Origin of the sequence: Winogradskyella aurantiaca (assembly GCF_003362725.1) — a bacterium.
In the GTDB taxonomy this organism is placed as follows: domain Bacteria; phylum Bacteroidota; class Bacteroidia; order Flavobacteriales; family Flavobacteriaceae; genus Winogradskyella_A; species Winogradskyella_A aurantiaca.
This window is the reverse complement of sequence record NZ_QKTV01000003.1, coordinates 318,779-334,309: the sequence shown is the minus strand read 5'-3', so window position 1 is coordinate 334,309 and position 15,531 is coordinate 318,779. Positions and strand designations below refer to the sequence as shown.

Here is a 15,531-nt window from a genome sequence, read left to right as displayed (position 1 = left end):
TTTTACCGTTCATCCCGTGTATTGTGTAGTCTCCAAATAAGGCGTAATTTTGCTCGTCCATTTTGTAAAATGTTCGGGGACAGTATTTTACACAAATAAGATGGATATGAAAACGAATATTATTCAAAACACATTAGTCCCTTTTGCCATTTGTTTTAGTTTAATTTTGGCGCTTTATCCGGAATCAAAACTAGACATGGATAAATACTCTACCCAGGGTATCGAATTAGAATTTATCCAACCTATTCCAAAAGAAGATTTAGCTGAATTAATGGAATTTGATTCTAAATCAATTGATCATTATTCTCCACTGTTAGGTAAGAACTTTGAAGGTTTTAAGGAAGCCTTAGCTTTTAAAGAGTCAACTGGGAACTATTTTGCAGTAAATACCTATGGCTATCTAGGAAAGTACCAATTTGGTTCTGAAACATTAAAACTTGTTGGTGTCTATAATACAGATACCTTTCTTGAGAGTCCAGTTCTTCAAGAAGAGGCCTTTTTAGCCAATACCAAACGAAATAAATGGATTCTAAGAAAGTATATCCAAAAATTTGACGGTAAAACAGTAGCAGGTATTGAGGTCACAGAATCAGGAATTCTTGCTGCAGCCCATCTCGCTGGTCCAGGTAGTGTTAAAAAGTTTCTCAAAAGCTATGGTCAGCAAAATTTTAAGGATGGCTATGGTTCTACGCTAAGCAGCTACCTGGAAAAATTCTCTGGCTATGACACTTCTCAAATTGAACCTAATAGAACTGCTAAAGTTTCTATTTAGTAAACAGTAGATTCTTTTAAAACAAGAAATATAGATGGCCTCTTGTGCAAATCGGGCAATTCTTTTTGTTTCCATTCATTTATTGGCATACTGTAAATTTCTTCCGTAGGTAAAGTTAAATCGCAGGCCACACATAATCTTGTTCTGGAATTTAGTGTTTTTATTAAATCTGTCAATAACTGATTATTACGAAACGGGGTTTCAATGAAAATCTGAGTTTGATTTTGGTCAAAGGATAATTTTTCAAGACGTTTCATATGAGATTTACGATCCTGTTTATCTATTGGCAAATAGCCATTAAAGGCAAAACTTTGACCATTCATGCCACTGCTCATCAACGCTAAAAGAATTGAAGAAGGCCCAACAAGTGGCACAATACGAATGCCTTTACTGTGTGCGAGTTTAACGATGTCTGCTCCTGGATCAGCTATGGCAGGGCAGCCAGCTTCAGAGATGAGACCAACATCCAAACCGTTATCACAGGCGTCCAAATAACTAAGTAATTCTTCTTCGAGTGTGTATTTATTTAGTACTTGTATCACCAATTTTGCCTGACTTTTTCCCGGGGTTACCCTTTTAATGAATCGTCTGGCGGTTTTTTCATTTTCTACTATGTAGTGATTTACCTTTTCTAAAACCTTTTTTATTGAAAGAGGTAACACTTCAAGTGGCGGGTTGTCACCAAGTCGTGTTGGAATTAAGTAAAGAAGCCCTTTATTTGAGTTCATATAAAAACGTAGTCATTTTAAAGGTAATAATTTAAGACTTAGTCCTGTTTAGATAGATCCCTAGCTATAATATTACAAGTTTCATCTACTAAGTTAAACACCTCCTCAAAACCACTAAAGTCGCCATAATAGGGGTCAGGTACATAGTTATAAGCGGAATTTGGATTAGCATCCATAAAAAGACGTAATTTGTTTAGGTCATTTTCGTCTCTTGCTAAAGTTTTAAGGTTGTCTAGATTAGATTCGTCCATTGCGTAAATGCGATCAAAAACATCGAAATCACTTGTTTTAAACTGTCGCGCCCTTTGAGAGGTAATATCAATACCATTTGCTTTTGCAACCTTAATAGATCTATGATCAGGTAGTTCACCAATATGATAACTGGCGGTTCCAGCTGAGTCAATAAGATAATTCGAATCTTGAAGCTTATTCTCTAGAATACCGTGGGCAAGGGGAGATCGACAGATATTCCCTAAACATACCATCAGGATTCTCATAAATAAATAATTAAAGTGTGAGTTTCTTTGCTAAATCCTCAACATATTTCCTGAATTGCTTGTCGGTAGAGGATAAGTTGTCAACCGTTTTACAGGCATGAAGTACCGTAGCATGGTCTCTTTGGCCAATCTGTGATCCAATGCTAGCCAATGAAGCTTTAGTGTACTTTTTAGCAAAGAACATAGCTAACTGCCTTGCTTGAACAATATGGCGCTTACGCGTCTTGGACTGTAAGGTGTCAACATCCATTTGAAAATAATCAGAAACCACTTTTTGTATGTAATCAATGGACACCTCTCTTTTGGTGTTTTTTACAAACTTCTCTACAATATCTTTTGCAAGATTTATAGTGATTTCTTTTTTATTGAAGGAAGACTGAGCTATTAACGAAATTATGGCGCCCTCTAACTCTCTCACGTTAGTTTTAATATGTTTAGCTACATAGTCAATAATTTCTTCCGGCATTTCTACACCGTCTCTATAGAGTTTATTTCTAAGTATGGAAACTCGCGTCTCAAAGTCTGGAGTTTGTAATTCAGCAGAGAGACCCCATTTAAACCTGGATAATAATCGTTGTTCAATATCCTGCATATCTACAGGTGCCTTATCACTAGTTAAAATAACCTGTTTGCCATTTTGATGAAGGTGATTAAAGATATGAAAGAAAACATCCTGAGTCCCAGTCTTTCCTGAAAGGAATTGGACGTCATCAATAATTAAGACATCAATAATCTGATAAAAATGGATAAAGTCATTTCTATTATTCTTCTTGACTGAATCAATGTACTGCTGAGTAAACTTTTCAGCTGAAATATAAAGTACTGTTTTCTCAGGGTATTTATCTTTTATGTCAACACCAATGGCGTGAGCCAAATGTGTTTTTCCTAAACCAACACCTCCAAATATTAGCAAGGGGTTAAATGATGTGCCGCCAGGTTTATTGGCTACGGCAATTCCAGCATTTCTAGCTAATCTGTTAGAATCGCCCTCTAAGAAATTATCAAAACTATAATTAGGATTAAGCTGTGATTCTATTTTTACATTTCTTATACCTGGGATTACAAATGGATTTCTTAATTCAGGGCTTTTATTATTAAATGGTACGTCTACGTCTTGTGATTTGACTGGTATTCTATTGGAACTGGGTATTTTTTCTGTAAACGGCTGCTTATTGCCATAGGTATTCTCCATTTTAATCACGTAGACTAACTTGGCTGTTTCACCTAACTCCTTAGTCAAAGCAACTTTTAAAATTTTAACGTAATGCTCCTCTAGCCATTCATAGAAAAATTTACTTGGAACTTGAATGCTCAGGGCTTGATTAGAAAGTTTAACTGCTACAATCGGTTCAAACCAAGTTTTATAGGCTTGTGGTTGGATATTGTCTTTAATAAATGCCAAGCAATTGCCCCAGACCGATTGAGCTGTTATCTCCATGCGTTTGTTGTAAATTTTGGTTAGTTAGATTAGCAAAAAAAAAGAGAATATGGGTTTCTCTTTTCATAATATTTACTCGACAAATATGTGAACAAAATTCTTAAAAAAAAAATGAAAATCAATTGAATTTTTAGAAATTTTTTCTCATGTTTAATCCGCATGAAATTACAAAAAAAAACTTAAATTCCTCATTAAAAAATGTTTATAAATGAAACCCAAATCCGCGTCAGATATGGGGAGACTGATCAGATGGGAGTGGTGTACCATGCAAACTATGCGCAATACTTCGAGGTGGGTAGAACAGAATGGTTGCGCCAATTTGGAATGACCTATAGGCAGATGGAAGAAACAGGTATAATGCTACCTGTAATTTCTTTAAATATAAACTACAAAAATTCAGCACGTTATGACGATGTGCTTAAAGTAAAAACTCGACTAAAAGCAATTCCAAAAGCATCCATTGAGTTTGAATATGAACTGCTAAATGAGGATGGAAATTCACTTGCTACAGGAGCTACGGTTTTAGCTTTTATTGATATGGAACGCAACCGACCAACGAGATGTCCAAAATTTCTTTTAGACCAATTGCAGGATAATTCGTTATAATACTTTGACTTTGAGTCCAAAAACACCTTGAAATTTTTCTAAGACTTCATCAAAGATGCGTTTAGGAATCTCGAGTTTAATAGAGCAATCCATTTCCATTGTTTGATCTTTTATTTCAAGTTGATACTGTTTAATGGCTCTCATAACTACGTTTAAAAGGTCATACTTGAATTTTAAAATTATGCCTCTTGTTAGCTCTTTTTCAACAACTTCTGCGCTTGATAGTGTCAACTTAGCAGACTCTTTATAGGCCGAAATTAAGCCTCCAACCCCCAGTTTGGTCCCACCGTAGTATCGGATTACAACAACTAAAACATTTGACAAATCAAATGCCTGAATTTGTCCAAGGATTGGTTTTCCTGCTGAATTGCTTGGCTCACCATCATCGTTAGTCTTAATCTGAGGGTTTTCAATACCATAACTGTAAGCATAGCACCAGTGGGATGCCGATGGATGGTCTGCCTTAATTTGGTGCATCGCAGCTTTAATTGCTTCAATAGTTTCAACAGGATATACGCATCCAATGAATTTACTTTTCTTGATCTTAAGAATTTCTGATTTAAATGGTTCTATTATGGTTTTATAATTGTTCAAAGACTATTGCTTATTAAATAGATGGAAATAAGTGCCAAAAATATACCAGCAAAATTTGACTTGGATATGGATTCCTTAAAAATGATAAATCCTGTAATACTTGAGATTGCCACTATGGAGACGTTATTAATTGTAAAAACGGTCGCGCTGTTCAGCCATTCAATTTTAAGAGCTTGAATTAAGAAATAGATAGAGTAATAATTAACCACACCTAGGACCAATCCAGCCAGAAGGCTTTTTCCTTTAAAAGAACTTAGCTTTTGTTTTTGGATACCAAAAATCCATATACTCCCAAAAAGTGCAGCAAATAAAAAAATACATGCTGAGAAAATGGATATCAAATCTTTTGTTAGATGGTAATTTTCGAAATATTTTAAAGAACTATCAATGATTCCTGAACCTAAAAAAACAAGAAAAGGGAATAAAAACGACTTTTTTAAATATGCGGAATCTTCCTTTTTTACAGATACAAGATATACTGCTATAAGTGCTAAAATTATGCCTAATACCTGAGGGGTTTTTAAAACTTCGTCATAGAGAATCACTCCTAAAACGATCGGAATTATAACACTCATTTTACTGGCGACTGAAACCACAGAAAGGCCATTGGATTGAGCTGTTACTGCCATTAAATTAAATATGGTAATAAATAGCAGGCCTAATAATATGGCTCCATAAAGCCAACTAGAATTAAGAACTGTACTAGCACTAAGTGGTTGCTCATAGGACCACAAACCAAATAGAAAGGCGGAAACATAATTAATAACAATAGCTTGCCTGGTGTCCACCTTAAAACTTTTGAATAATCTGAAGAGAATCAAGATAATTGTAGACGAAGCAATACTTAGGACTAAGTAAATCAAAATAAAGTAGCTTTGATACTAAACAGGTCTATTACATCTTCACTGTTTTCATTAATATTCCATGTGTGAATTCCAATTTGTTCAGCGGCGTCCGTGTTTTCTTTGGTATCATCAATAAAGAGACACTCTTTAGCTCTCAAACCAATGTCGTTAAGAACGTATTCAAAAGTGATCGCATCGGGTTTTCTCATTTTTATTTCATGAGATAAATAAAACTTTTGGAAACACGATTTAAACTCTTCATAGAATGGCACATGATTTTTAATGAAATCAATGTGCATCTCGTTGGTATTACTTAACAGAATAAGTTCAAACTTTTTTTTCCTTTGGAGTTGTTTTAGAAAATTAAGTCGGTAGATTGGAAAATCTCTTAATATGAAATTCCATGCCTCAATAATATCCTGTCTTGAACATTTGGGAAATCGATTTAGATAAAATTCAATGAATGTTGCCGAGTCCATTTGCCCCATTTCATAAAGCATGTTTGTTTGAATAAGATCTTCACTAAACTCATTAATTTCAAAAAGATCAAGTGCATTTTCCAACGCACCTGATTTATCTAGGTTGATAAATACATCTCCAAAGTCAAAAATAATTGCCTTAATCATTGTGAAAATATTTCAAAAGATCTGTTTCTAGATTCACTGTTCTTGAGGCTGCGGCATTTAACTTTGGAGCTTCAATTCCTTCGCCAAACTCAATGGCTCCATAAAAAACCCTAGCTTCATCCCAAAGTTTATTATTAATGAAGGACTGCAGAGTTTGTGTTCCTCCTTCAATTATAATAGAATTAATCCCTTCGTCATAAAGCGAACCCATTAGCGATTCAAGATTACCATTAGTAACTATTGTTTTTGATTCATCATTAAATATGTTGAGATCCGTATGTCTTTGAATGTTATTTGAAATAACTATCCTTACCGGATTGTGGCCCGTCCAATCTCTAACTGTTAAACTCGGGTTGTCTTCTGTAACTGTATTACCACCCACTAAAATGGCTTGTTCTTCAGCTCTCCACTTATGAACAAGTTGTCTGGAGTAGGCGTTGGTTATCCATACAGGTTTTTTCTCATTTTTTTCATTTGGCGCTATAAATCCATCAGATGATTCTGCCCATTTTAAAATGATATAGGGTCGCTTCTTGTTAAAAAAGGTGAAAAACCTTTTATGATGGTCTCTGCATTCCGCTTCTAGCACTCCAGTGGAGACCTTGATTCCGGTAGCCTTTAGTCTTCTAACCCCATTTCCAGCAACCAGAGGATTATCATCTAAGCAACCAATGACTACTCTTGTAATGCCTTTTGAAATAATTAAGTCTGTACATGGCGGGGTTTTGCCGTGATGACTGCAAGGTTCAAGGGTGACGTAGATGGTTGATTCTTTTAAAAGTTCTTGATTTTTAACCGAGTTAATAGCATTGACCTCTGCGTGGGGCCCACCATGCGGATCGGTAAAGCCTTCACCAATTATGGTATTACTGTGCACAATAATGGCACCAACCATAGGGTTTGGTCTTGTCGTACCCAAGCCGTTCTTCCCAATTTGGATACAACGGCTTATAGCTTCTTCATCTGTTAACATATTTTACATGTTTCTTGAATTTGAAAACTATAATTTGGCTTATCTTCAACCTTCAAAATTAGACCTGATTAAAGTGCATAAAGATACTATTGTTATTCGAGAAATTGAATTGAAGGATAACCCCAAAATCGCTATGGCCATTCGTGATGTTTTAATTGAGTTTGGTGTGCCAAAAGTTGGGACGGCCTATGAGGACGAAGCTCTTGATCGAATGTTTGAAACATACAAAAACGAGCGCTCATGTTACTTTGTTGTTGCTGATGGTGATCAAATACTTGGTGGTGCAGGAATTGCTCCTTTGGAAGATTTTGATCAAGGGGTTTGTGAGTTGCAGAAAATGTATTTTAAACCCGAAGCACGAGGAAGGGGCCTGGGTTCAGTCATGATGGATAGGTGTCTAAGTTTTGCTAAATCTGTTGGATTTAAAAAATGCTATTTGGAAACCATGCCCTATATGGATGATGCGCGGGTTTTATATAGAAAAGTTGGGTTCAAGAATATTGAGTCCGCTCTTGGGAATACTGGACATTATTCTTGCACCGTTTGGATGATTAAGGATTTGTAGTTATGTCACTAGGTAAAATCAAAAAGTCATTTCAAACTAATCTTGAGAATATTTATGAGAGTGAGGAAATTGACAGTATTTTTTTCATCGTTTTAGACCATGTCCTTAATAAAACTAGAATTCAGTATTCAATGGATCCGGACTATGAGCCAAGTGAAAAAGAGTTGGTCAAAATCGATGGCATTCTTTCCAAACTTATACATCAAGAACCAATTCAGTATATAATTGGCGAAACGGAGTTTTTTGGTCTAAAGTTTAAGGTAAACAAAAGTGTTTTAATTCCACGTCAAGAAACTGAAGAATTGATCGATCTCATTCTTAAATTAAATGGAGAGTGGGAAAGTAAGAAGCCATTGAATGTATTGGATATGGGTACTGGGAGTGGCTGCATTGCCATTACATTGGCTAAGCACATTCCAAATTCGACTGTGACAGCAATTGATATCAGTCAAAAGGCACTTGAGGTGGCAAGAACAAATGCTTTGTATAATGATGTAGAGATTAGGTTTCAACAACAAGATATTCTTAAAATTAAATCGTTGCAAGACGGCAACAACACTACAAATCTTGTAGATATTATAGTATCAAATCCGCCTTACGTTCGTGAAATGGAAAAAAGAGATATACAACCCAATGTACTGGATTTTGAACCTGAATTGGCACTTTTTGTGTCAGATAGTGATCCTTTGGTGTTTTATCAAGCTATTTCAGAATTTGCTGTGAATAACTTACGAATTGGAGGATGGTTATTTTTTGAAATCAATCAATATCTTGGTCTGGAAATGCAACAGTTATTGAATAACATGGGCTTCAAGAATGTGAAAATCATTAAGGACTTATTTGGAAAAGACCGAATGGCTAAAGCACAATTATTATGAAAAATGTAGCTGTTTTTTGCGGAAGTTCTAATGGACAAGTTCAAACCATTATAGATCAAGCTTACGAACTTGGAGTATACCTAGCTAAAAATAGCTTGACCCTTGTGTATGGAGGGTCTAAAATTGGATTAATGGGTCAGGTAGCTAAGGGAGTAATTGAAAAGAACGGTAACGCGATTGGCGTCATTCCGGATTTTTTAAAAACAAAAGAAATAGTTCACCCAGACTTAACCGAGCTCATCGTGACCTCCAATATGCATGAGCGAAAAGTTATAATGTACAAGAAAAGTGATGCCTTTATCATCATACCTGGTGGGTTTGGGACTATGGATGAATTTTTTGAGATTGCTACCTGGGGTCAGTTAGGCTTGCATTCCAAACCCATTGCTATTTTAAATATGAATGGATATTACGATCATTTAATTAGTCAATGCAAAACCATGGTTAAAGCAGGTTTATTAAAGGCTATAAATCTAGATGCTTTGATAATCGAGGACTCCTTAGAAGCTGTTTTTCATCAAATACATAATTACGAGCCACAGCCAGTTCCTAAGTGGTTAAATATAGATAGAGTTTAAATGGATATATCCAAAACAATTGAAAAGTTACGAGCGGATCTTAGGGTCCACAATCATAATTATTACATCCTTGATGCACCCACAATATCTGATTTTGAATTTGACATGAAACTCAAGGAACTGCAAAAACTTGAGGCTGAGAATCCAGAGTTGTTTGATTCAAATTCACCAACCCAACGCGTAGGTGGGGGTATTACTAAAAACTTCGAAACTGTGGTTCATGATTATCGCATGTATTCCTTAGATAATTCTTATTCGCAAGAAGACTTAAGGGATTGGGAGGCACGAATCCATAAAATGGTGGATGGGAATGTGGCCTATACATGCGAACTCAAATACGACGGGGCTTCCATGAGCCTGACATACGAAAACGGTCAGTTATTAAGGGCTGTTACACGCGGCGACGGCGTTCAAGGGGACGATGTTACCACTAATATCAGAACTATTAAATCCATACCTCTCAAATTAAAAGGGGATTTTCCTGAAAGGTTTGATATTCGGGGAGAGATCATTCTTCCAATAGAAGGGTTTAATCAGATTAACAAAGAACGCCTTGCCCAAGGGGAAGAGCCTTATCGTAATCCAAGGAATACGGCTTCAGGAAGCTTAAAGCTTCAGGATAGTAGTGAGGTGGCTAAAAGACCATTGGAGTGTTTATTGTATGGTGTTACCGGAAATAACCTCGGTATTGAATCTCAATACGATAGCCTAAGTAAGGCTAGAGAATGGGGGTTTAAAGTGCCAAAAGTTGCCAAACTGTGCCAATCTATGGACGAGGTTTTTGAGTTTATTGATCATTGGGATACTCATAGACACGAACTGCCATATGAGATTGATGGTGTTGTCATTAAAGTAAATAGCTTAAATCAACAAGAAGAATTAGGTTATACGGCCAAGGCACCTAGATGGGCCATGGCCTACAAGTTTAAAGCAGAGCAGGTAAGTACTAAACTGAATAGTATTACTTATCAAGTAGGTAGAACTGGAGTCATCACACCAGTAGCCAATTTGGAGCCAGTAGCGTTAGCCGGAACAGTTGTAAAGCGCGCATCACTACATAACGCGGATCAAATTGCAAAACTAGATATTCGTGTCAATGATACGGTGTTTGTTGAAAAAGGGGGGGAGATTATACCTAAAGTAATTGGAGTAGACATGGTCAAACGCCCATTAGATTCAGTTGAGACTCGTTATATAACCCATTGCCCGGAATGCGGTACAGAACTAATAAGACCTGAGGGAGAAGCTAAGCATTATTGCCCTAACGAAGCATCCTGTCCGCCACAGGTAGTAGGTCGCATTCAGCATTTTATTTCAAGAAAGGCAATGGATATTGAAGGTCTAGGCGGCGAAACGGTGGCTTTACTGGTGAAGGAAGGGCTGATAAGCAATTATTCCGATTTATATGAATTAACCGAAGCACAGGTAATTCCACTAGAACGGATGGCAGAAAAAAGTGCACAGAATTTAATAGCGGGTATTGAACTTTCTAAGTCCATATCTTTCGAAAGAGTACTTTATGCCTTGGGGATTAGATACGTCGGCGAGACAGTTGCTAAGAAACTAGCCAGGCATTACAAATCTATTGATGCATTGTCTGGAGCTAATTTCATTGACTTGACAAGTGTTGACGATATTGGTGAACGCATAGCAGCTAGTGTGGTGGAGTTTTTTAGTTTGCCTGATAATATAGAATTAATAAACCGTTTGAAATTATTTGGTCTGCAAATGGCTGTTAATGAAGAGGATGTTCAATTACAGTCAGAAATATTAAAAGGTCAAACAATAGTGGTATCTGGAGTATTTGAATCAATTACGAGAAATGACTTGAAAAAATTAATCGAAGATAATGGTGGTAAGGTAGGTTCCTCAATATCTTCTAAAACCTCTTATTTGGTTGCTGGTGCAAATATGGGCCCAAGTAAACGACAGAAGGCGGAAAAACTAGGTATCCCTATTAGGTCTGAGGAGGAGTTTTTGTTAATAATTAAGTAATTACTTACTTATTTATACACTTAATCGTAATTATTATTTTTTTTATCGATAAATTGAATAATGCGATTATATTTGGTGTTCATAAGGGATTAAAAATTATGAACATTAACCTACTAATTAAGCTCTTGCTTGTACTAATTGGTTTTACCTTTATTGGTTTACAGGCCTTTCAATGGGAGATTGCCGGATCAGGTATTTCTGCATTGATGCTCATTGGAATAAGTGTGTTATACAAGAAGTTTTCGAAATTTTTTGAGAAGCAGTTTTTCTTATTCTTGCTGTTTTTTACGTTAGCAGAAATCATAGGATTTGTTTATTGGTTCATTCCAGTAGAATGGCTACAAACGCTCGACTTCACTTATTACGGTGCTAATTTGCTTTATATCACCGCTTATATTTTTCTAATTATGCACGTTTTAAACGGCATTGAATTTAGAAAGATGCTGAAGCGATTTGCTGGTCCAGCAGTTATTCTGCTGATTTTGGATATTTTTTGTGTTTATATTGTAACCGATACTGCAGGGTCAGATTTTAGTGGTGCTGAATACATTTTAGAGTTCTCCTATAATGGTGTCATTATGGTGCTTTTGTCAGTGGCACTACTTAATTATTTGTATAAAGACACCAATAAAGCCATGTTGTTTTTAATTGGTGCCATTTTTATAGTGTTTTCAGAAATAATACAAATGGCATATTTCTATATTGTTGATAGCAATGATTTGAGCGCTACTTATGCCACATTTCTGGTCATGGCATTTTTATTTCTGTACATTCAGTCACAGTTCAGTACCTCCAAATCATTTTCTGAATTACAAGACGAAAAGATTAAAGTTTCTTAAGAAAAGGAACTTGTTTTCTGTAATAGATTAGGATCAATAAACTCAACGTAAAAGTAGCTATTGCAGTAGCGAACAAAATACCTCCGTCGTTGTTAATGTCTATGCCTAAAATGCCTAGATGCATAACAATAGCTCCACCTATAACACCAACTGTTAGAAGTGCTCCTAACCAGGCGGTTCTGTTAAATAATAATAAAAGCCCAGCTATCAGTTCTAAAATTCCGATACCTATTCTTCCAAAAGGTTCTAATCCAACGGTTTCAAAAATATATACACTATCGGGATGAGCTGTAAATTTGAACCGTAGGGTTTGTATAAGAATGACGGCAACTACGATTCGGATAATTAAAATAAATGTTTTCATGGTTTCTGTTATTGATGTTTTATTAGACGCCAAAAACCAAACTACTTACTATTATCCTACAGCAATTGTTTTTCCTTTATAGGTTTTTGTACTAAAGTCATCAAAAATGAAATCTACTTTTCCTAGATATAATCCATAGCATCCGACTTGATTTATTAATACTGGTTCATCAATGCTATTAGTTTCAACAAGCGGTTCTTCTAAAAACGTATGGGTATGTCCACCAATAATAAGGTCAATGTCTTTTGAGGATTTAGCCAGCTTTATATCACTGATTTTATTGGGATTATTTCTGTAATTGAAACCAAGATGCGACAAGCAAATAATCAAGTCACAGGATTCATCATCCTTTAGAATCCTGCTCATATCTTGGCTAATTTCCAAAGGATTTAAATACTTTGTTTCTTTATACATTCTTTTATTCACTAAGCCGTTTAGTTCTATGCCCAGGCCAAAAACACCTATACGTATTCCAGCTTTCTCAAATATTTGATAGGGCTTTATAAAGCCATCTAGGACTGTGTTTTTAAAGTCATAATTGGCAGAAATAAAATCAAATTTGGCATTAGGCATTTGAGCCAATAGACCGTCAATTCCATTGTCAAAATCATGATTGCCAATGGTGGCAGCGTCATATTTAAGCATGCTCATTAACTTAAACTCTAATTCACCACCATAATAATTAAAGTAAGGTGTTCCTTGGAAAATATCTCCTGCATCAAGGAGCAGTGTATTTGGGTTTTCAGCTCTTATCGATTCAATCAATGAGGCCCGCCTGGCGACACCACCTTTGTTGGCGTTTCTACCGTCATTTGGCCCAAATGGATCAATATGGCTATGAACATCATTCGTGTGAAGAATAGTAATTTTGGTCTCGTGATTAGATGCTAAGGGTGCCATTGACATTCCTCCTAAGCTCATAAGGGTTCCACTTGCTAGGCTTTGCTTTATGAATTTCCTTCTCTCCATATTAATTATTCAGTTGTTTAAAACGGTTATCAATACCAATCCTAATAGTATCGATGTCTGTAAAATAGTCAATAAGCACGTTTCTAATCTTATAATCCAGTACCACCACCTTTTCATTGGATTGAAAAAAACTCATATTATCACCCCCGTTGATTAGATAGTCACTCGTAGCTATATTATAAGAATTCTCGGGTTGAATTGGAGCTCCGTTTACAGTGGCTGAGATTACCTCATTGTCTTTATTTAGGGTTAATTGAAATTCTTTTGATACGGGATGAGCACGTTTAGCCATAGAAAGATAATTGATAAGCTTCTCAACTTGAGTACCTTTAAGACTAACAACTACAACTTCATTTTCGAAGGGCATTATTTCATAAGCTGTTCTCGATGTGATATCGCCTTCTGGTAAAACGGATCTTATGCCTCCGTGATTTAAAAGCACAAAATCAATTTGTTCTCCACTTCTATGTTCGAATATCTTTTGTGATTTCAGCATTACAGCATCTGCCATCATATTTCCGATAGCAGTATTTAAATGCCCATCCTTTTTTGTATATACTTCTGGTGAAAAACACAACACAGAACTTAAACTGCTGTCCACATGTTTTCTGTAGGGTGCAATAAAAGTTTCAATTTCAGAATTATGAGTAAGGCTATTATTAATTTCAATACGCTCACTGTTAATTTTAGATATTTTTAGATCTTTTTCCTTACATGAGGAAATACAGATCAATACCAGAATAATCGGAATAATTACATTTTTCATTCAAATAACTTAAGATATATTAACAGATTCATGTGATTGCTTTTTCTAAATTTGTAAACGACTAAATATACATGATTTTAAAGGCATTCAGAGAGAAATCGAATCAAAAATTCGTTAACAATCTACTTGAGAATAGAGACCAAAATGTTCAGAATAAAAAAGTTAGACATGTAGGTGTTATTCTTAATCAAGATGAATTTAGTGACCCTGAACCTTTTAGATCTTTGTTTAAAGAGTTTAATCTCAACTCACCAAAAAATACGGTGGTATTTTTTTGTGAGAAAGAGGAAGATAAAAGGGCGCAGTGGGAAACTTATTTTATTGCCAAGGATTTTGGTTGGTCTGGAAAGTTAAGAAACTCAGAGTTGCATCAATTTGTTGAGGAACCGTTTGATATGTTAATTGCATTTTATAACGAAAACAGACCTGAACTGCATCAAATTGTGGCCATGTCAAAAGCTAACTTTAAGGTTGGGATACACAATCATGATCAGCGATTGTTCGATCTTATTTTAGAATTATCAGTCTCTAGGTTTGACCTATTTAAGTTAGAATTAAGAAAATATTTAACCATTTTAAAGAAAATATAATGACCTCATTTAAAGGTACTGGTGTTGCTCTGGTAACTCCCTTTGACAGCGATTTGAAAGTTGATTATAAAGCGCTTGAACGGCTGGTAAATCATAATATTGAGAATGGTGCTGAATACCTAGTTATTAGCGGAACCACAGGAGAAAGTGCTACTATTGGTTTTGACGAAAAGAAAGAAATCGTCGCTTTTATTTCAAAAATTAACGCTGGTAGGCTGCCTTTGGTTCTAGGTATAGGTGGAAATAATACAGCTATGGTTATAAAGGAAATTCAAGAATCTGACTTAAGCCAAATAGATGCTATATTATCAGTATCACCATACTACAGTAAACCAACTCAGGAAGGAATATATAAGCATTTTGAAGCCATAGCTTCGGCCACTGAGAAACCTGTGATTCTATACAATGTCCCAGGAAGAACTGGCTCTAATGTCTTGCCATCCACTATTTTGCGACTTGCTGAAAGTCATAAAAACATCATTGGTGTAAAAGAGGCGGCAGGGAATATGGCACAATATTATGAGCTTTTAGCAAACAAGCCTGAAGAGTTTTTAGTTATTTCGGGTGATGACGACCTTGCGTTAAGTGTTACACTTGCTGGCGGGGCAGGTGTCATATCTGTTATAGGGCAGGCCATGACGCGTGACTTTACTAATATGATTCGTTTTGGTTTAAAAAATGATGCTTTATCTGGTACTAAATTGCATTTGAAACTTAAAGAATTAACGTCTTTGATATTTACAGAAAATAATCCTGCGGGGGTTAAGGCACTTTTACAGCAACTTGAAATTTGCTCAGATAAGGTCAGATTGCCCTTGGTTCCTGCCTCGGAAGAGTTAAAATCAAAATTATCAAAGGCCATAAATCGACTTTAACCTTAATAAGTTAATAAATTGAAAACCAATGGG

19 protein-coding genes are annotated in these 15,531 nt (G+C 35.7%); 9 read left to right on the top strand and 10 right to left on the bottom strand.

Translation table 11 applies throughout. The features are described 5' to 3' along the window. Positions 1 to 106: 106 nt before the first annotated feature. Positions 107 to 772 (top strand): peptidoglycan-binding protein LysM, encoded by a 666-nt coding sequence (locus DN064_RS07665; protein ID WP_115462077.1) that lies wholly within the window; start codon positions 107 to 109, stop codon positions 770 to 772. On the opposite strand, the gene DN064_RS07660 is transcribed toward DN064_RS07665, so the two are convergent. Genes DN064_RS07660 through dnaA form a run of 3 tightly spaced genes read right to left on the bottom strand, consistent with a single transcriptional unit; the run spans position 769 to position 3,435 of the window. Beyond that, complete coding sequence (locus tag DN064_RS07660; RefSeq protein ID WP_115462042.1) at positions 769 to 1,500, bottom strand: SAM-dependent methyltransferase; 732 nt, start codon at positions 1,498 to 1,500, stop codon at positions 769 to 771. The two genes, DN064_RS07665 and DN064_RS07660, sit on opposite strands and share 4 nt — an antisense overlap. A gap of 38 nt (positions 1,501 to 1,538) precedes the next feature. Continuing rightward, on the bottom strand, positions 1,539 to 1,997 hold the full coding sequence (locus tag DN064_RS07655; protein ID WP_232827436.1) for a low molecular weight protein-tyrosine-phosphatase: 459 nt from the start codon (positions 1,995 to 1,997) through the stop codon (positions 1,539 to 1,541). 10 nt (positions 1,998 to 2,007) lie between these two features. After that, the gene (gene dnaA, locus DN064_RS07650) at positions 2,008 to 3,435 is read right to left on the bottom strand and encodes a chromosomal replication initiator protein DnaA (RefSeq protein ID WP_115462040.1); all 1,428 of its coding nucleotides are present in this window, start codon (positions 3,433 to 3,435) and stop codon (positions 2,008 to 2,010) included. Positions 3,436 to 3,633: 198 nt separating this feature from the next. Between dnaA and DN064_RS07645 the strand changes: the two genes are divergently transcribed. Then, complete coding sequence (locus DN064_RS07645; protein WP_115462039.1) at positions 3,634 to 4,041, top strand: acyl-CoA thioesterase; 408 nt, start codon at positions 3,634 to 3,636, stop codon at positions 4,039 to 4,041. On the opposite strand, the gene DN064_RS07640 is transcribed toward DN064_RS07645, so the two are convergent. From DN064_RS07640 to ribD, 4 genes are all read right to left on the bottom strand, one after another. Continuing rightward, a complete protein-coding gene (locus DN064_RS07640) occupies positions 4,036 to 4,635 on the bottom strand; it encodes an IMPACT family protein (protein ID WP_115462038.1) in 600 nt (199 codons plus the stop codon). The genes DN064_RS07645 and DN064_RS07640 overlap by 6 nt on opposite strands. Then, on the bottom strand, positions 4,632 to 5,423 hold the full coding sequence (locus DN064_RS07635; protein WP_232827434.1) for an EamA family transporter: 792 nt from the start codon (positions 5,421 to 5,423) through the stop codon (positions 4,632 to 4,634). The genes DN064_RS07640 and DN064_RS07635 overlap by 4 nt, the downstream gene beginning before the upstream one ends. Before the next feature lie 71 nt (positions 5,424 to 5,494). Beyond that, the gene (locus DN064_RS07630) at positions 5,495 to 6,106 is read right to left on the bottom strand and encodes an HAD family hydrolase (protein ID WP_115462036.1); all 612 of its coding nucleotides are present in this window, start codon (positions 6,104 to 6,106) and stop codon (positions 5,495 to 5,497) included. Further along, positions 6,099 to 7,079: a bifunctional diaminohydroxyphosphoribosylaminopyrimidine deaminase/5-amino-6-(5-phosphoribosylamino)uracil reductase RibD gene (gene ribD / locus DN064_RS07625; protein WP_115462035.1), complete on the bottom strand. Its 981-nt coding sequence runs from the start codon at positions 7,077 to 7,079 to the stop codon at positions 6,099 to 6,101. The genes DN064_RS07630 and ribD overlap by 8 nt, the downstream gene beginning before the upstream one ends. A gap of 73 nt (positions 7,080 to 7,152) precedes the next feature. On the opposite strand from ribD, the gene DN064_RS07620 reads away from it, so the two are divergent. From DN064_RS07620 to DN064_RS07600, 5 genes are all read left to right on the top strand, one after another. Continuing rightward, the gene (locus tag DN064_RS07620; RefSeq protein ID WP_262509088.1) at positions 7,153 to 7,644 is read left to right on the top strand and encodes a GNAT family N-acetyltransferase; all 492 of its coding nucleotides are present in this window, start codon (positions 7,153 to 7,155) and stop codon (positions 7,642 to 7,644) included. A 2-nt stretch (positions 7,645 to 7,646) separates the two neighbouring features. Beyond that, positions 7,647 to 8,522 carry a peptide chain release factor N(5)-glutamine methyltransferase gene (prmC, locus tag DN064_RS07615; RefSeq protein ID WP_115462033.1) on the top strand — a complete coding sequence of 292 codons (876 nt, stop codon included), beginning with the start codon at positions 7,647 to 7,649 and terminating at the stop codon, positions 8,520 to 8,522. Continuing rightward, positions 8,519 to 9,100, top strand: a complete 582-nt coding sequence (locus tag DN064_RS07610) for an LOG family protein (protein WP_115462032.1) — start codon at positions 8,519 to 8,521, stop codon at positions 9,098 to 9,100. Before prmC ends, DN064_RS07610 begins: the two co-directional genes overlap by 4 nt. Then, complete coding sequence (gene ligA, locus DN064_RS07605) at positions 9,101 to 11,095, top strand: NAD-dependent DNA ligase LigA (RefSeq protein WP_115462031.1); 1,995 nt, start codon at positions 9,101 to 9,103, stop codon at positions 11,093 to 11,095. Positions 11,096 to 11,193: 98 nt separating this feature from the next. Next, complete coding sequence (locus tag DN064_RS07600; RefSeq protein WP_115462030.1) at positions 11,194 to 11,934, top strand: hypothetical protein; 741 nt, start codon at positions 11,194 to 11,196, stop codon at positions 11,932 to 11,934. Here DN064_RS07600 and DN064_RS07595 read toward each other — a convergent pair. From DN064_RS07595 to DN064_RS07585, 3 genes are read right to left on the bottom strand one after another with little or no spacing between them, the layout of a single operon-like run. Further along, a complete protein-coding gene (locus DN064_RS07595) occupies positions 11,921 to 12,298 on the bottom strand; it encodes a DoxX family membrane protein (RefSeq protein ID WP_115462029.1) in 378 nt (125 codons plus the stop codon). The genes DN064_RS07600 and DN064_RS07595 overlap by 14 nt on opposite strands. A 51-nt stretch (positions 12,299 to 12,349) precedes the next feature. Further along, positions 12,350 to 13,267: a bifunctional metallophosphatase/5'-nucleotidase gene (locus tag DN064_RS07590; RefSeq protein WP_115462028.1), complete on the bottom strand. Its 918-nt coding sequence runs from the start codon at positions 13,265 to 13,267 to the stop codon at positions 12,350 to 12,352. A gap of 1 nt (position 13,268) precedes the next feature. Next, the gene (locus DN064_RS07585; RefSeq protein ID WP_115462027.1) at positions 13,269 to 14,033 is read right to left on the bottom strand and encodes a 5'-nucleotidase C-terminal domain-containing protein; all 765 of its coding nucleotides are present in this window, start codon (positions 14,031 to 14,033) and stop codon (positions 13,269 to 13,271) included. Positions 14,034 to 14,104: 71 nt separating this feature from the next. Here DN064_RS07585 and DN064_RS07580 point away from each other — a divergent pair, with 71 nt between their 5' ends. Together DN064_RS07580 and dapA are read left to right on the top strand one after the other, a co-directional pair. Then, a complete protein-coding gene (locus tag DN064_RS07580) occupies positions 14,105 to 14,623 on the top strand; it encodes a DUF6913 domain-containing protein (RefSeq protein ID WP_115462026.1) in 519 nt (172 codons plus the stop codon). Then, positions 14,623 to 15,498: a 4-hydroxy-tetrahydrodipicolinate synthase gene (gene dapA, locus DN064_RS07575; protein ID WP_115462025.1), complete on the top strand. Its 876-nt coding sequence runs from the start codon at positions 14,623 to 14,625 to the stop codon at positions 15,496 to 15,498. The genes DN064_RS07580 and dapA overlap by 1 nt, the downstream gene beginning before the upstream one ends. The last annotated feature ends 33 nt before the right edge of the window (positions 15,499 to 15,531 follow it).

Coding starts and splice junctions, on each gene's coding strand:
- DN064_RS07600 (WP_115462030.1), top strand. CDS start 11,194: ATGAACATTAACCTACTAATTAAGCTCTTGCTTGTACTAATTGGTTTT.
- DN064_RS07630 (WP_115462036.1), bottom strand. CDS start 6,106: ATGATTAAGGCAATTATTTTTGACTTTGGAGATGTATTTATCAACCTA.
- DN064_RS07665 (WP_115462077.1), top strand. CDS start 107: ATGAAAACGAATATTATTCAAAACACATTAGTCCCTTTTGCCATTTGT.
- dapA (WP_115462025.1), top strand. CDS start 14,623: ATGACCTCATTTAAAGGTACTGGTGTTGCTCTGGTAACTCCCTTTGAC.
- DN064_RS07655 (WP_232827436.1), bottom strand. CDS start 1,997: ATGAGAATCCTGATGGTATGTTTAGGGAATATCTGTCGATCTCCCCTT.
- DN064_RS07660 (WP_115462042.1), bottom strand. CDS start 1,500: ATGAACTCAAATAAAGGGCTTCTTTACTTAATTCCAACACGACTTGGT.
- DN064_RS07585 (WP_115462027.1), bottom strand. CDS start 14,033: ATGAAAAATGTAATTATTCCGATTATTCTGGTATTGATCTGTATTTCC.
- ribD (WP_115462035.1), bottom strand. CDS start 7,079: ATGTTAACAGATGAAGAAGCTATAAGCCGTTGTATCCAAATTGGGAAG.
- DN064_RS07645 (WP_115462039.1), top strand. CDS start 3,634: ATGTTTATAAATGAAACCCAAATCCGCGTCAGATATGGGGAGACTGAT.
- prmC (WP_115462033.1), top strand. CDS start 7,647: ATGTCACTAGGTAAAATCAAAAAGTCATTTCAAACTAATCTTGAGAAT.
- ligA (WP_115462031.1), top strand. CDS start 9,101: ATGGATATATCCAAAACAATTGAAAAGTTACGAGCGGATCTTAGGGTC.
- DN064_RS07595 (WP_115462029.1), bottom strand. CDS start 12,298: ATGAAAACATTTATTTTAATTATCCGAATCGTAGTTGCCGTCATTCTT.
- dnaA (WP_115462040.1), bottom strand. CDS start 3,435: ATGGAGATAACAGCTCAATCGGTCTGGGGCAATTGCTTGGCATTTATT.
- DN064_RS07580 (WP_115462026.1), top strand. CDS start 14,105: ATGATTTTAAAGGCATTCAGAGAGAAATCGAATCAAAAATTCGTTAAC.
- DN064_RS07610 (WP_115462032.1), top strand. CDS start 8,519: ATGAAAAATGTAGCTGTTTTTTGCGGAAGTTCTAATGGACAAGTTCAA.
- DN064_RS07590 (WP_115462028.1), bottom strand. CDS start 13,267: ATGGAGAGAAGGAAATTCATAAAGCAAAGCCTAGCAAGTGGAACCCTT.